The 13685-nt window shown below is 69.5% G+C and carries 15 protein-coding genes and 1 pseudogene; 11 read left to right on the top strand and 5 right to left on the bottom strand.

Annotation, left to right across the window (positions count from 1 at the left end):
• Positions 1 to 119: 119 nt before the first annotated feature.
• Together AC07PA_RS19325 and AC07PA_RS19330 are read right to left on the bottom strand one after the other, a co-directional pair.
• Positions 120 to 929, bottom strand: a complete 810-nt coding sequence (locus AC07PA_RS19325; RefSeq protein ID WP_494607266.1) for a GNAT family N-acetyltransferase — start codon at positions 927 to 929, stop codon at positions 120 to 122.
• 29 nt (positions 930 to 958) lie between these two features.
• Positions 959 to 1816, bottom strand: coding sequence for an EamA family transporter (locus AC07PA_RS19330; protein WP_494607264.1), 858 nt, complete (start codon positions 1814 to 1816; stop codon positions 959 to 961).
• A gap of 70 nt (positions 1817 to 1886) precedes the next feature.
• On the opposite strand from AC07PA_RS19330, the gene AC07PA_RS19335 reads away from it, so the two are divergent.
• Positions 1887 to 2801, top strand: coding sequence for a LysR family transcriptional regulator (locus tag AC07PA_RS19335; protein ID WP_145699069.1), 915 nt, complete (start codon positions 1887 to 1889; stop codon positions 2799 to 2801).
• Here the strand turns inward: AC07PA_RS19335 and AC07PA_RS19340 are convergent.
• Entirely contained in the window at positions 2788 to 3333 is a 546-nt protein-coding gene (locus AC07PA_RS19340; RefSeq protein ID WP_494607262.1) for a GNAT family N-acetyltransferase, read from the bottom strand. The two genes, AC07PA_RS19335 and AC07PA_RS19340, sit on opposite strands and share 14 nt — an antisense overlap.
• On the bottom strand, positions 3330 to 3926 hold the full coding sequence (locus AC07PA_RS19345; RefSeq protein ID WP_494607260.1) for a helix-turn-helix domain-containing protein: 597 nt from the start codon (positions 3924 to 3926) through the stop codon (positions 3330 to 3332). Before AC07PA_RS19345 ends, AC07PA_RS19340 begins: the two co-directional genes overlap by 4 nt.
• A 101-nt stretch (positions 3927 to 4027) precedes the next feature.
• On the opposite strand from AC07PA_RS19345, the gene AC07PA_RS19350 reads away from it, so the two are divergent.
• The 10 genes and pseudogenes from AC07PA_RS19350 to AC07PA_RS19395 all read left to right on the top strand — a co-directional run bounded on the left by AC07PA_RS19350 (position 4028) and on the right by AC07PA_RS19395 (position 12914).
• Complete coding sequence (locus AC07PA_RS19350; RefSeq protein ID WP_494607258.1) at positions 4028 to 5122, top strand: DUF6817 domain-containing protein; 1095 nt, start codon at positions 4028 to 4030, stop codon at positions 5120 to 5122.
• Between the two features lie 113 nt (positions 5123 to 5235).
• A complete protein-coding gene (locus AC07PA_RS19355) occupies positions 5236 to 6033 on the top strand; it encodes a MetQ/NlpA family ABC transporter substrate-binding protein (protein WP_007857251.1) in 798 nt (265 codons plus the stop codon).
• Positions 6034 to 6139: 106 nt separating this feature from the next.
• Positions 6140 to 7081 (top strand): CysB family HTH-type transcriptional regulator, encoded by a 942-nt coding sequence (locus AC07PA_RS19360; protein ID WP_007857252.1) that lies wholly within the window; start codon positions 6140 to 6142, stop codon positions 7079 to 7081.
• A gap of 121 nt (positions 7082 to 7202) precedes the next feature.
• A pseudogene (locus AC07PA_RS19365) lies at positions 7203 to 7763 on the top strand (cupin domain-containing protein); the annotation flags it as partial.
• Between the two features lie 182 nt (positions 7764 to 7945).
• Positions 7946 to 8236, top strand: a complete 291-nt coding sequence (locus AC07PA_RS19370) for a helix-turn-helix domain-containing protein (protein WP_494655384.1) — start codon at positions 7946 to 7948, stop codon at positions 8234 to 8236.
• Between the two features lie 110 nt (positions 8237 to 8346).
• The gene (locus tag AC07PA_RS19375) at positions 8347 to 8943 is read left to right on the top strand and encodes a carboxymuconolactone decarboxylase family protein (RefSeq protein WP_494607255.1); all 597 of its coding nucleotides are present in this window, start codon (positions 8347 to 8349) and stop codon (positions 8941 to 8943) included.
• Positions 8933 to 10048: an acyl-CoA dehydrogenase family protein gene (locus AC07PA_RS19380; protein WP_494607253.1), complete on the top strand. Its 1116-nt coding sequence runs from the start codon at positions 8933 to 8935 to the stop codon at positions 10046 to 10048. Before AC07PA_RS19375 ends, AC07PA_RS19380 begins: the two co-directional genes overlap by 11 nt.
• Positions 10045 to 10869, top strand: coding sequence for an ABC transporter ATP-binding protein (locus tag AC07PA_RS19385; RefSeq protein ID WP_494607251.1), 825 nt, complete (start codon positions 10045 to 10047; stop codon positions 10867 to 10869). The genes AC07PA_RS19380 and AC07PA_RS19385 overlap by 4 nt, the downstream gene beginning before the upstream one ends.
• Before the next feature lie 33 nt (positions 10870 to 10902).
• A complete protein-coding gene (locus tag AC07PA_RS19390) occupies positions 10903 to 12153 on the top strand; it encodes an ABC transporter substrate-binding protein (protein ID WP_494607249.1) in 1251 nt (416 codons plus the stop codon).
• Between the two features lie 5 nt (positions 12154 to 12158).
• A complete protein-coding gene (locus AC07PA_RS19395) occupies positions 12159 to 12914 on the top strand; it encodes an ABC transporter permease (protein WP_494607247.1) in 756 nt (251 codons plus the stop codon).
• 1 nt (position 12915) lies between these two features.
• Here AC07PA_RS19395 and AC07PA_RS19400 read toward each other — a convergent pair whose 3' ends face one another.
• Positions 12916 to 13611 (bottom strand): NUDIX hydrolase, encoded by a 696-nt coding sequence (locus AC07PA_RS19400; RefSeq protein WP_494607245.1) that lies wholly within the window; start codon positions 13609 to 13611, stop codon positions 12916 to 12918.
• Positions 13612 to 13685 lie beyond the last annotated feature (74 nt).

Raw genomic sequence — 13685 nt, forward strand, 5'->3', positions numbered from 1 at the left:
GGGGTCGCCTTTTCTTGGCCTACCTTCTTTTGGCGAAGCAAAAGAAGGTAGGTGCGCCGCCGGGCGCACACCCCGGCCTCCGCCCTATGAAAGGGCACGGAGCAACCATCACCACCCCATCAAACCTTCAACGGCGGAATCCGATAGTGGTACTGATACACCTCCACAAACCCCAACCCCGCATACAACCGCTGAGCCACCTCATTGACCGCCCGCACCTGCAGATAGGCCGACACAGCACCCGCTTCACGCCCCCACTGCAGCAGCGCACACACCAACGCGCGTCCATGCCCCAGCCCGCGCAACTCCGGGTCGACCACGATGTCATAAAGCCCGATGGCCCCGCGCTCCAGCACCGCCAGGCCGAAGCCGATGGTCCGGCCCGAGCCGTCGCGCAGGCTCGCAAATGCACAGGGCAGGGCGATGGCATACACCATGCCGTGGTGGATGGCATGGTATTGCGCACGCACCCCATTGGCCGCGGCAAAGCCATCGAGCCAGGTGGCCGAAGGCGTGGCGTTGATCTGCACGTCGGCATGGGCCTGAGCCGCGTCCAGCCCGGCGGATGCCATCACCAGCGAAGGGTCGAAATGCGTGTAGCCGGCGTCGGCGAGTTCCCGGTCGGCGTCGGGGTGCGCCAGGGGGGACATGCGGAACACGGGCGGCAGGCCGTGGCGTGCATACAGCGCCTCGGCCGCAGCGCGCACACCGGTGAACGACGCGCCGGCCTCGACGGCATTCACCGAATTGGCGCGCTTGGTGAAGCCACCCGACAGACGGAACACCCAGCCGCCATGCAGCACGCTCTGGCGTGCGGGCCAGGCGTTGAAGGCGCGCTCTTCGAGGGTGCGGACGAGGATAGGGTTCTCGGGGCTGGCGAGATCGCCGGGAGCAGGGGTGGCCAGGGGCAATGCGAAAGACATGGCCATTTATACCAACCGCCACCGACAGCCCTGTGTCACGCGCCCAGCCGGATGCCCGCGATGCCTGCGAACACCAGCACCGCTGCCGCGATGCGGCCCGGCCCCACGCGCTCCTTGAGCAGCCAGGCCGAGACCAGCGCCACCAACAGCACGCTGGTCTCGCGCAGGGCCGATACCTGGCCCATGGGCGCGCGGGCCAGGGCCCACACGGCGGTCCAGTAGGCGCCCATCTGCATGGTGCCCGCGGCAGCGCACAGCCACAGGGCACGGCGGTCCACCACGAAGGCGCGCCGCCCCTTCCACCCCAGCACGATGAGCGCTGTGGCAATGCCGTCGCCCAGCGTGATCAGCACCGCGAAACCGATGGCCGTGCCGGACTGCCGGGCGCCGAGCGCATCCACCACCGTGTAGGCCGCGATCAGCGCGCCGGTGAGCAAGGCGTAACCCACCGCTTTTCGACTGCTGCTGGTGCCACCGCCCTTGGGTGTCTTGAGCAGCGCCAGCGACAGCACCCCGGCGCACAGGCACAGCACGCCCACCAGGGCGCCAGGCCCGGGCCATTCCCCCGCGAACAGGGCGCCGCCGAGCATCACCATCACCGGCGCAGAGCCGCGCGCGATGGGGTACACCTGCCCCAGGTCGCCGTGGTTGTAGGCCAGCGGCAGCGCGAAGTGGTAGGCAGTGTGGATGGCAATCGACAAGCCCAGCAGCGCCCAGGCCGCGGCGCCGGGCAAGTCCACCCAAGGCAGGACCAGCAGCGACAGCGCGCTGCCGAACAGCGTGGTGATGGCCATGGCGGTGATGCGGTCGCCGCCGATCTTGATGGCGCTGTTCCAGCCGGCATTGAGGGCGGCGGACAGCAGCACGATGAAAAAAACGTCGTTGGTAAGCATCCGGAGATGGTGTTGCGCGCCCAGACATCTGTAAAGTTGAATTCAATGACTGCTCGATTCAGGATTTCTGATGCGTAACCTCAACCTCGACCAGGTGCAGACCCTGGTGGCCATTGCCGACCTGGGCACCCTGGCGGCCGCGGCGCAGGCGCTGCACCTGGCGCCGCCCACGGTGAGCCTGCACATCAGCGAACTGGAGTCGCGCCTGGGGGCGCAACTGGTGGTGCGCGGGCGCCGGCAGGCCGGCCTGACGCCTGCGGGCGAGGCCCTGGTGGCTGGCGGCCGTCGCCTCCTGGCCGGGGCCGACGAAGTGCTGGAGCAGGTGCGCCGCCGCGCCCAGGGCCTCGAAGGCCTGGTGCGGCTGGGCACCACGGCGGGCGTCAGCCCGCACCTGTTGCCGCGCCTGGTGGACACGCTGGCCCTCCAGAGCCCGGGGGTGGACGTGCGGCTCGATGTGCTCGGCTCTGCCGAGGCCATGGCGCGCCTGGCGGCGGGCACGCTGGACCTGGCCATCGTCGCCCTGCCGCAGGCCGCCACCGGCCAGGTACAGGTGCTGCACTGGCGCAGCGACCCCATGGTGGCGCTGCTGCCGCCGGGCTGGAAGGCGCCCCGGCGCATCACGGGCGAATGGCTGGCCGAGCACCCCTGGATGTCGTTCGGCCCGGCCACGCAGATGCACCGCTTGATCGCGGCCTGGTTCGCCCAGGCAGGGCTGCACGGGCGCCCGCGCATGGAGCTCAACCACCCGCTGGCGTTGCGCAGCCTGGTGGCCGCAGGGCAGGGCGCGGCCCTGCTGCCGCTGGAGCAGCCCGACGTACGGAGTGGCGATCCCGACAACGCCGGCCTGCAGGTGCGCCCGCTGCACCCGCCGCTACTGCGCGAACTGGGCCTGGCCTACCGCACCGACCAGGCGCACGGCGCAGCCACGCGCGCAGTGCTGGATGCGCTGCAGGGCCTGGCGGCGCGTGGCGTCAAAGCTGCTTGAAGAAAAAGGTGGTGCCGCAGAAGGCACCGTCGGGCATCAGTGCGTAGCGCGGCACCGCGCCCACGCGCTGCCAGCCAGCGCGCTCGTACAGGCGCTCGGCATCGCCGCCGGTCACCGTGTCCAGCACCAGCACGCTCTTGCCCTCGCTGCGCGCGGCATCGTCGAGCGCGGCCATCAGGCGCTGGGCCACGCCCCGGCGGCGCGCCTTGCGGTGCACCAGCATCTTGGCCACGTCGGCCCGGTGGGGCTGGTTGTCGGGCATGGCGGTGATGAGCTGCACGGTGCCCACGATGCCCTCTGCCGCATCCTCGGCCACCAGCAGCACGCGCTCGCCCTGCGCCACACCCTCGGCCACGCCGCGCCAGAAGGCCAGGGCCTTGTTCTGCGGCAGGGGCGCCATGAAGCTCACCGACGCGCCACCGTGCACGCAGTCGATCAGCACCTCGGCCAGGGCCTGCGCGCTGGCAGCGGCTTCGTTGGCGCCCAGGCGGCGCACGGTGATGGTGGGCGTGGTGTCGGTGGTGGCATTCATGGGTTTCTCCGGGTGGGGATGGGGGTGGAGGGCAGGGTGGCCAGCGCCACCAGGTAGCGCGCGTCCTGCCCCGTGGGGTTGTGGAACACGATGGGCTGGTTCAGGCGCATGGCCAGGCAGTCGCCGGCCTTGAGGTGCCAGGTGGTCTCGCCCACGGTGAGGTCCATGGCGCCTTCGACGAGCCAGACCTGCTGGTGGATGTCGGCGTCGTGCACGGCCGAGTCCAGCGCCACGCGCTGGCCCGCGGGGAAGACCACCTCCACCAACTGCAGCGGCGATGGCGCCGGGGGCGACAGCCGGCGGCGCACATAGCCCGAGGCCGGGTCCTGCCATACCGGCTGGTCGCCGGCGCGGATCACGGGGGAAGGCGGTTCCGCGCCCGGGATGCCATCATCGAAGAACGAGGCCAGCGCCACGCCCAGGCCGATGGCCAGTTTGTCGAGCACGGCTGCCGTGGGGCTGCTCTGGCCGCGCTCGATCAGCGAGATGTTGGAGCGGCTCACGCCGCTGCGCTCAGCCAGCGCTTCGAGGGAGTAGCCGCGCACGTCGCGCAGTTCGCGCAAACGCGTGGCAATGCGGGTGTGGATGTCCATGATTCCAGTTTAATAGATTTTTATTCCAGTATGCTGGATTGATGTGCAAACATGCCTTCGCGGCGATACTTGGGTACAAGACATACCTATAAGGAGACACCGTGACGACGACGCCGCTGCCACTGCAACCGCTCGATGCCGACCTGCTGGCCCGCGCCTTGCCCCTGCTCGACGAGGAATGGCTGGCCCGCGACGCCGACCTGGCCCCCGTGCTGCCCACCGTGCTGGCGCGCAATGTGGGGCAGGACTGGCACAAGGCCGGCACCTTCCGCCACCACCTGGTGGGTGTGGCACGCTCGCTGGCCATGTGGCAGCAGCCGCGCGACGTGCGCCTCCTGGGCCTCTTGCACAGCGTGTACGGCAATGCCTTCGTGGACCTGGTGAAGTTCGACCCCGCCAAGGAACGCGCCCGCGTGCGCGAGATAGCTGGCGATTCGGCCGAGCACCTGGTCTACCTGTTCTGCACCCAGTCGCGCACGCAGTTCGTGCAACGCGTGCTGGCCGGCGCATTCGAAGCCGACGGCAGCCTGGTGCTGGAGAAGGACGGCAAGCCCCACACGCTCACGCCCTACGAGGTGGCGGCCTTCATCATCGTGAGCATGGCCGACACCATCGAGCAGTGGTTCAGCTGGCAGGACGACATCTACTCGCGCTTTCCCACGCTGCAGCAGCGGCCGCAGGCCGTGCACTGGGCGGCCTCGCTGTGGCCGGGCCCCATGCGCCCCAGTGGCCGCATGGTCAGCCAGATCAATGCGCTGGGCCTGGCGCTGCAGCACCCGGGCCTCAAGGGCTTGCTGCCCATGCCGCCCGTGTTCAACGGCTGCACGGCCGAGCTGTCGGCCACCGACGAAGCGGCGGCCACCTCGCTGTACTGGTCAGTGATCCAGCAGGACCAGCCCCTGGCCGACCTTGACGTGGCCACCGCCGTGCTGGAGAGCGCCGTGCGCCACAACCCCTGGGTGGGCGAGCCGCAGATGGTGCTGGCCCAGCTGTACCTGTCTGCCGGCCGCGATGCGGAGGCCGCCGCCGCGGCCTCCAGCGCGCTGCAGCAGTTCAGCGCCTGGGGCAACTCCTGGGACAAGCGCGTGCAGTGGGATGCCTGGGTGGCGTGGACACGCATCCTGCTGCAGTCGGCCACCGAGGGCACCTGGCCCGAGCGGCTGGACAAGCTCAACAACGTGGCCTTGCGTGGTTGACACTTGCTTGACTTCTTTATATCAATTGAACCTAAGGTAATTAAAAGTTATTCTTTTGAGTTTTAAAGGGCAAACCCTATAGTGGAAACATCTCATAACGAAAGGTGTTTTCCGTGAATAAGCGCTCCCTCCTGCAGTCCGCTCTTGCCCTGGCCCTCGCCACTGGTTTTGCCACGGGCGCCATGGCGCAGGACAAGCCCCTGAAGATCGGCGTGACGGGCGGCCCCCACGCGCAGATCTTCGAAGTGGTCAAGAAGGTCGCCGAGAAGGACGGCCTGAAGATCCAGGTCGTCGAGTTCAGCGACTATGTGCAGCCCAACGCCGCCCTGGCCTCGGGCGACCTCGATGCCAACAGCTACCAGCACAAGCCCTACCTGGACAACCAAGTCAAGGACCGTGGCTACAAGATCGTGCCCGTGGGCTACACCGTCAACTTCCCGATCGGCCTGTACTCCAAGAAGGTCAAGAAGCTCGAGGACCTCAAGGAAGGCGCCAAGTTCGGCATCCCCAACGACCCGACCAACGGCGGCCGCGTGCTGCTGGTGCTGCAGGACAAGGGTCTGATCAAGCTGCGTGAAGGCTCCGACCTCAAGGCCACGCCGCTGGACGTGGTGAGCAACCCCAAGAAGATCAAGTTCGTGGAACTCGATGCCGCCCAACTGCCCCGTTCGCTCGACGACCTGGACGCCTCGGCCATCAACACCAACTTCGCGCTCTCCGCCGGCCTGAACCCAGGCAAGGATGCGATTGCGCAAGAGAACGCCAAGAGCCCCTACGTCAACCTGATCGCCGTGCGCGAAGCCGACAAGGACAAGCCCTGGGTGGCCAAGCTGGTGAAGGCCTACCACTCGGAGGAAGTGCGCAAGTTCATCCAGACCGAGTTCAAGGGATCGGTGCTGCCAGGCTTCTGATCCTGGTGAGCAAAGGGGCGGCCTGTGCCGCCTTTTTTCATTGGCGACTCCATCGCCGGGGTCGCCCGTTCCATCCGCCTGCCGACACGAACTACAGAGACACTCCATGAACTTCCAGCAACTGCGGTCCGTGCGCGAGACCGTGCGCAGCGGCTTCAACCTGACCGAAGTCGCCTCCATCCTCTACACCTCGCAGCCGGGCGTGAGCCGCCAGATCCGCGAGCTCGAGGAAGAGTTGGGCATCGAGATCTTCGTGCGCGCAGGCAAGCGCCTCACGGGCCTCACCCCGCCGGGCGAGGCCGTGCTGCCCATCGTGGAGCGCCTGCTGCACGACGCCGACAACCTGCGCCGCGCGGGGCAGGACTACAGCGCCAGCCATGAAGGGCGCCTGTCGATCGCGGCCACCCACTCGCAGGCGCGCTATGCGCTGCCGCAGGTGGTGCGCGACTTCCGCGCCATGTTCCCGCAGGTCTCGCTGCACCTGCACCAGGGCTCGCCCAAGCAGGTGGCCGAGATGCTGCTCAGCGGCGAGGCCGACATCGGCGTGGCCACCGAGGCGCTGGCGCACTACGACGCGCTGGTCACCCTGCCGTGCTACCGCTGGACGCACAGCATCGTCGTGCCGCCCGACCACCCGCTGCTGGAATTGACCGAGCCGGTGACGCTGCAGCAGCTCACCGAGTACCCCATCATCACCTACGAGCTGGGCTACACCGGCCGGGCCCACATCGACGAGGCCTTTGCGCGCGAAGGCCTGCGCCCGGACGTGGTGCTCTCGGCCATGGATGCCGACGTGATCAAGACCTATGTGGAGTTGGGCATGGGCGTGGGCATCGTGGCCTCCATCGCGGTCGACCCCGAGCGCGACCGCCAGCTGCGCATGCTCGACGCGCGCCACCTGTTCGAGGTCAACGTCACCCGCCTGGCCGTGCGCAAGGGCACCTGGCTGCGCGGCTATGCCTACAGCTTCATCGAGACCTTTGCGCCCACGCTGCAGCGCGAGGCCGTGGAGAAGGCGGTGCGCGCCACGGGCACGCCGCTGGAGTAGGGCGGTGCTGCCGCCCACATGAAGTTGCGCATGCAGCGGGTGCGGGCCAAGGCCAGCTTTCTCATAAGTTCAGAATGATTCGTTCGTTGCCGCACGGGCCGCTGGGCGCCAGACTCAGCCCATGGCCACGGTTCGACGACAACAACAAGCATCCATCGGCGTGCACGCCCCGCAGGGCGGGGGCACGGGCGATGCCGACACCCTGCAGCTGGACCGGGTGGTGGGCTGGCTGCTCGACGGCCTGGATTGGGGCGCCCAGCTGTTCCATGTGGGGCAGTACTGCGGGCGCTGGAAGGCGTCCACCGCAGGGCATGCGCAGGCCAGCTTCCACCTGATCCTGGAGGGGCGCTGCTGGCTGCACATGCCGGGGCGCGCATCGGTGGCGCTGATGCCGCGCGACGGCGTGTTCCTGATGCGTGACGTGCCGCATTTCCTGTCACCTTATTCCGACCCCGGCATCGACTGCCGGCCGGTGGCCATGCAGGCGCTGGCTGCGGGCCCGACCCTGGGGGCCACGGCGCTGGCCTGCGGCTTCTTCTCGTTCGAGGGGCCGTTGCGCACACTGGTGGCCGATGTGGTGCCCGAGTCGCTGGTGCTGCGCGGCTCGGACGCCTCCATGGCCGCCGCCGCTTCGCTGTTCGACCTGATGCTGCTGGAGGCGCGCCGTACCGGCACCGAGCCCTCGGCCGTGATGGACCGGCTCACCGGCCTGCTGTTCTTCTACGCTTTCCGGCACGTGGCGCAGAGCGACCCCGGCGCGCGCGGCCTGTGGCTGCTGCTGCGCCGGCCGGGCTTTGCCGGGCTGGTGGCCGACATGCTGCAGGCCCCAGCGCACCCCTGGTCGGTGGACGACAGGCGCGCCGCGTGCACCTCTCGCGGGCCGCGTTCTTTCGCCAGTTCGGCGAGGCCTGCGGGCGCTCGCCGTTGCAATTCCTGCTGCTGCTCCGGATGCAGGTGGCCGCGCGCCAGCTCGAGCAGGGCGAGTCCATCGGCCGCGCCGCCGAGGCGGTGGGCTACGAGTCGTATGCCGCGTTCTCGCGCGCCTTCAAGCGGGTGATCGGCGAGCAGCCGGGTGCCTGGCAGCGCGCGCGTTCGCGCGACCCGCGGGGTGCAGCCGCCACCACCACAGCCGACGCCGTGCACGAACAGGCATAAAGCCGCGACCTTCGGTCATTGAGCGCGCGGCGCCGCACGGCAAGAATCCAGCCTCGACTCCCATCGCGTTCCGCTCCCCTTCACGCCACCCCTGCAAACACCCCGCTGCCATGCCCACCCGCCTCACATTGCACACCGAAGCCTCCGCCCCCGAGGGCAGCCGCCCCTTCGTGGCGCGGGCCCTGGCCAACAACGGTTTTCTGCCCAACCTCATCGGCATCCTGGCCAACTCGCCCGAGGCGCTGGAGACCTACCTCAGCGTCGCCAGGATCAATGCGCGCGGCACGCTCACGCTGGCCGAGCGCGAGGTGGTGCAGATCACCGCGGCGCGCATCCACGGCTGCGACTTCTGCGTGGCCGGGCACACGGCCGTGGCGCTCAAGCAGGCGGGGCTTGCGGTGGAGCAGGTGCAGGCCCTGCAGGCCGGCCAGGCCACCGGCGACGCCCGCCTCGATGCCGTGCGTGTTTTCGCCGAAGCCGTGATCGCCAAGCGCGGCGCGGTGCCCGACGCCGCGCTCGCCGCCTTCCTGGGCGCGGGCGGCTTCACGCAGCAGCAGGCGCTGGAAGTGGTGCTGGGCGTCAGCCTGGCCACCCTGTGCAACTTTGCCAACAGCCTGGCGCAAAGCCCCGTCAACCCCCAGCTGCAGCCCTACCTGCCGGGCAACCTGCAGGCCCCCAGCACACAGGTGGCACCCCATGCTGCATGAGGCACACAGCGCCTGGTTTGCCGACAACGCGCAGGCCCTGGACCAGGACAGCACCCTGGCAGCCGAAGTCGTGCCGCGCCTGGCCAGGGCCGGGGCGTTTGGGGCCGATGGCCAGGGCGGGCCGCTGTGGGACGCCGTCGAGTCGATTGCCAAGGTGGCTGGCCACTCGCTGACGGCGGCCTTCGCCTTCTGGGGCCACCGCGCGTTCATCGAGTACCTGCTGCAATCGCCCAATGCAGCACTGCGCAAGCGCTGGCTGCCGGCGCTCATCGCGGGTGAGCACGCAGGTGCCACCGGCCTGTCCAACGCCATGAAATACCTGGGCGGCATCGAGTCGCTGGGCATCCAGGCGACGGCCACGGCCGGTGGCTGGCTGCTCGACGGCAGCGTGCCCTGGTGCACCAACCTGCGGCCCGAGGGCTTCGTGGCGGCGGCGGTGGTGGCCCGCAGCGATGGGCCGCCGCTGGTCACGGCGCTGCCCTCGGGCCGGGCTGGTCTGGTGCGCAGCGCCGACCTGGACCTGATCGCCCTGCGCGGCAGCAACACGGCGTCGCTGGCCATCACGGCGGTGGAGGTCTCGCCCGACGACCTGCTGCACGACAATGCCAACGTCTTCCTGCCGCGCGTGCGCCCGGCCTTCCTGGGGCTGCAATGCGGGCTGTCCATCGGCCTGGCGCGCGCGGCGCTGGCCACGGCAGCCCAGGCGGCCGGCGGGGGCCGTGCCGGGCGCAGCGTGCTCGACGAGCCGCTGCAAACCCTGCGCGCGCGACTCGATGCCAGCGTGGCCGCGCTGCGCGAGGGCCTGGCCAGCGGGCGCTTTCTGGATCACCCGGCGCTGCTGTTCCAGCTGCGGCTGGACCTGGCCGACACTGTGCAGCAGGCGGTGCAGCTCGAGCTGCAGGCCAGCGGCGGGCGGGCCTACCACCGCGACCTGGCGCTGAGCTTCGCGCGCCACTGGCGCGAGGCGGCCTTCATCCCCATCGTCACGCCCAGCGTCACGCAGCTGCGCGGCGAGCTGGCGCGGCGGGCGCAGCAGCAGCAACAGGCCGATGCCGCAGCCACTCCTGCAACGCTGCCCCAGGCCTTTGCGGCCACTGCGGCGTGACCGGGACCACTGCCACCGCCGTGGACACGCCCGTGGTGCAGGCCCAGGGCCTGGGCTTTCGCTACGCGCAGGCCCCGGGCGAAGCGGTCTTTTCCGACGTGTCGCTGTCCGTGGGGCAGCGCGAAATCGTCTGCCTGCTGGGCGGCAGCGGCTGCGGCAAGTCGACCCTGCTGCGCGTGCTGGCCCGGCTGGAGGCGCCTGCGGACGCGGCTCACACCGCCGGCGAGCTGCACTTCATGGGCGCGCCGCATCTGCGCCCGCACCCACGTGCAGCGCTGGTCTTCCAGCAGCCGGCCCTGCTGCCCTGGCTCAACGCCGAGCGCAACGTGGGCTTTGGCCTCGACTTCGCGCACCAGAGTGCCATCACCCGCAGCGCCCTGCGCCAGCGGGTGGACGAGGCGCTGGCCGCCGTGGGGCTGCAGGGCCAGGGTCGGCTGTTCCCGGCGCAGCTGTCGGGCGGCATGGCGCAGCGCGTGGCGCTGGCCCGGGCCCTGGTGCGCGAGCCGGTGCTGCTGCTGGCCGACGAACCTTTTTCCGCGCTGGACGCGATCACCCGGGCCGAAATGCAGCAGCTGCTGGTGGACCTGGTGCACCGCTGGCAGACCGCCGCGCTGCTGGTCACGCACGACATCGACGAAGCACTGCTGGTGGGCGACCGCATCGTGCTCATGGGCGCGCGGCCCGGCCGCATCGTGCGCGAGTGGCGGGTGGACATCGCCCGCCCACGCAGGGCCGATTCGCCCGAGGCCGGCGCCCTGCGGCTGCAGATCCTGGGCGCGCTGCACGCTGCCCGGCAGGCCGACCCCACCCCCTCACCCTGAACGAACGAACCATCCTTGAAAGAGCCGATCACTATGACCGAGAGCACCACCGCGCGACCGCCCGCAGCCCCGCACATCTGTGCATCGAGCCACTGCGACTGCGGCCTGACGCGCCGCGACATGCTGCGCCTGGGCGCCCTGGCCACCAGCGGCATCGCCGCGCCGCTGCTGTTCGCCAACGATGCGCGCGCCCAGGCCTTCAAGGGCGACGACCAGCCTGTGAAGATCGGCTACCTGCCCATCACCGATGCCACGCCGCTGCTGGTGGCCCACGGCCGGGGCCTGTTCGAGAAGCAGGGCCTCAAGGCCGAGGCGCCCCGGCTCTTTCGCTCGTGGGCGCAGATCGTCGAGGCCTTCGTCTCGGGCCAGGTCAACGTCATCCACCTGCTCACGCCCGCCACGCTGTGGGTGCGCTACGGCTCCAAGTTCCCGGCCAAGATCGTGGCCTGGAACCACATCAACGGCTCCGCGCTCACGGTGCTGCCGGAGGTGAACAGCATCGCCGAGCTGGGCGGCAAGACGGTGGCGGTGCCGTTCTGGTACTCGGTGCACAACATCCTGCTGCAAGACGTGCTGCGCAAGGAAGGGCTCACGGCCGTGACGCGTGCGCGCGAAGCCGCCATAGGCCCCAAGGAGGTGAACCTGGTTGTGCTGGCCCAGGCGGAAATGGTCTCGGCCCTGGCCTCCAAGGCCATTGCCGGCTTCATCGTGGCCGAGCCTTTCAACGCCGCCGCCGAGCTGGCCGGCGTGGGCAAGATCCTGCGCTTCTCCGGTGATGTGTGGAAGGACCACGCCTGCTGCGTCACCTTCCTGGCCGAGCGCGACCTGGCCGAGCGGCCCGAGTGGTCGCAGCGCGTCACCAACGCCATCGTGCAAGGGCAGCTGTGGACGCGCGACAACCGGCTGGAGACCGCGTCGCTGCTGTCCAGTACAGGCGAGCGCCGCTACACGCCGCACCCGGCGCGCACGCTGGCCAAGGTGCTGGCCGCCACCGACTATGCCGACTACGAGGCCAAGGGCATCGTGCGCAACAAGGGCTGGCACCAGCGGCGCATCGACTTCCAGCCGTACCCCTACGCCTCGTACACCGAGCAGCTCGTGCGCTCCATCAAGGCCACCAAGGTCGAGGGCGACACCAGCTTCCTCGACAGGCTCGACCCGAAGTTCGTCGCGCAGGACCTGGTGGACACGCGCTTCGTGCGCAAGGCCATCGACAGCGTGGGTGGGCCCGGCGTGTTCGGCGTGCCGGCCGACTACACGCGGCGCGAAACCCTGATCGCCTGAGCGCCGTGGAGGCCCGCCTGCGCAGGTTCGTGCTGCCCCTGGTCGGCATCGCGCTGGTCGCGGTGCTGTGGTGGGTGGGCAGCCTGCTGCTGACCCGGCGCACTCCCATCGCCGCCGCCTTCGCGCCGCTGCCCTCGCTGGAGGCGCTGTGGCACCTGGTGACCGGCCCCGACATCTGGCACCACGCATGGCTGAGCCTGAAGCGCGTGGCCGTGGGCCTGCTGCTGGCCGTGGCGGTGGGCGTGCCCCTGGGCATCCTCACCGGGGTGTGGCGGCTGTTCGCGCAGGCCACCACGCCGGTGTTCCAGTTCCTGCGCATGATCTCGCCGCTGTCGTGGATGCCCATCGCCGTCATGGTACTGGGTGTGGGCGATGCGCCGGTGTACTTCCTGCTCGCCTTCGCCGCCGTGTGGCCGATCTTGCTGAACACCTCGGCAGGCGTGGCCCAGCTCGACCCGCACTGGCTGCTGCTGGCCCGCAGCGTCTGCGCCACCCGGCGCGAAACGGTGCTGCGCGTCATCCTGCCCGGCATCACCGCGCACATCCTGACCGGCGTGCGCACTGCCATCGGCATCCTGTGGATCGTGCTCGTGCCTGCCGAAATGCTCGGCGTCTCCGCCGGCCTGGGCTATTTCATCCTGGACACGCGTGATCGCCTGGCGTACTCGGAGCTCATGGCCGCCATCGTGCTGATCGGCGCCCTTGGCTACCTGCTGGACCACTGCGCGCGCTGGCTGCATGCGCGGTGGCTGCACGCCTGATTCAGGAGTTGATGCCGCGCTGCACCACCGACAGCGCGCGCCGGTAGGCATCGCGCAGGCGGTAGAGCTGCGCCGGCCGGTGCGCTCCACCGGTCTCCTGCGCGCCCGCGATGGGTTCGAGCATGTCCAGCTCGTCGATCTTGCGCCGAAAGCTCACCTTGTTGATGGGTTCGCCCAGCACCGCCTCGTACACCGCCTGCAGGCGCGGCAAGGTGATGCGCTCGCCGCACAGGTAGACCGGCAGCGACGAGTACTGGCTCTTGGCGCGCACGCGCTCCACCGCCAGCGTGACGATCTCCCGGTGGTCGAAGGGCAGGGCTGGCAGTGCGGCCACCGGCGCCAGGGTGAGCCCCTCGCGGTCGGCGGGCAGCAGCTCTGCCGGCACCAGCGCGTAGTAGACGACGGAGACCGACCAGCCGCGCGGATCCCGGTCGGCGCCGGAGTAGGTGGCCAGTTGTTCGAGGTAGGGGCTCACGATGCCGGTCTTGTCGCGCAGCACGCGCGCCGCCGCATGCCAGGCTGTGTTGTCCTCCTGCGCGTGGATATAGCCGCCCGGCAGGGCCAGTGCGCCGGCAAAAGGCGGGTTCTTGCGTTCGAGCAGCACGACGTGCAGGGCATCGTCCCGGAGCGCCATGAGCACCACGTCCACGGTGCAGATGACGGGCGGGAACAAGGTTTCTGCAGGGGTCTTGGGCATGGCGTTCTCCGTGGCGGTGGCTTGACTTAGTATTTTAATGAAACTATCATAAGTTTATCAATTAAACTAAGTCG

It is taken from the genome of Acidovorax sp. GW821-FHT09B03, from assembly GCF_059418305.1.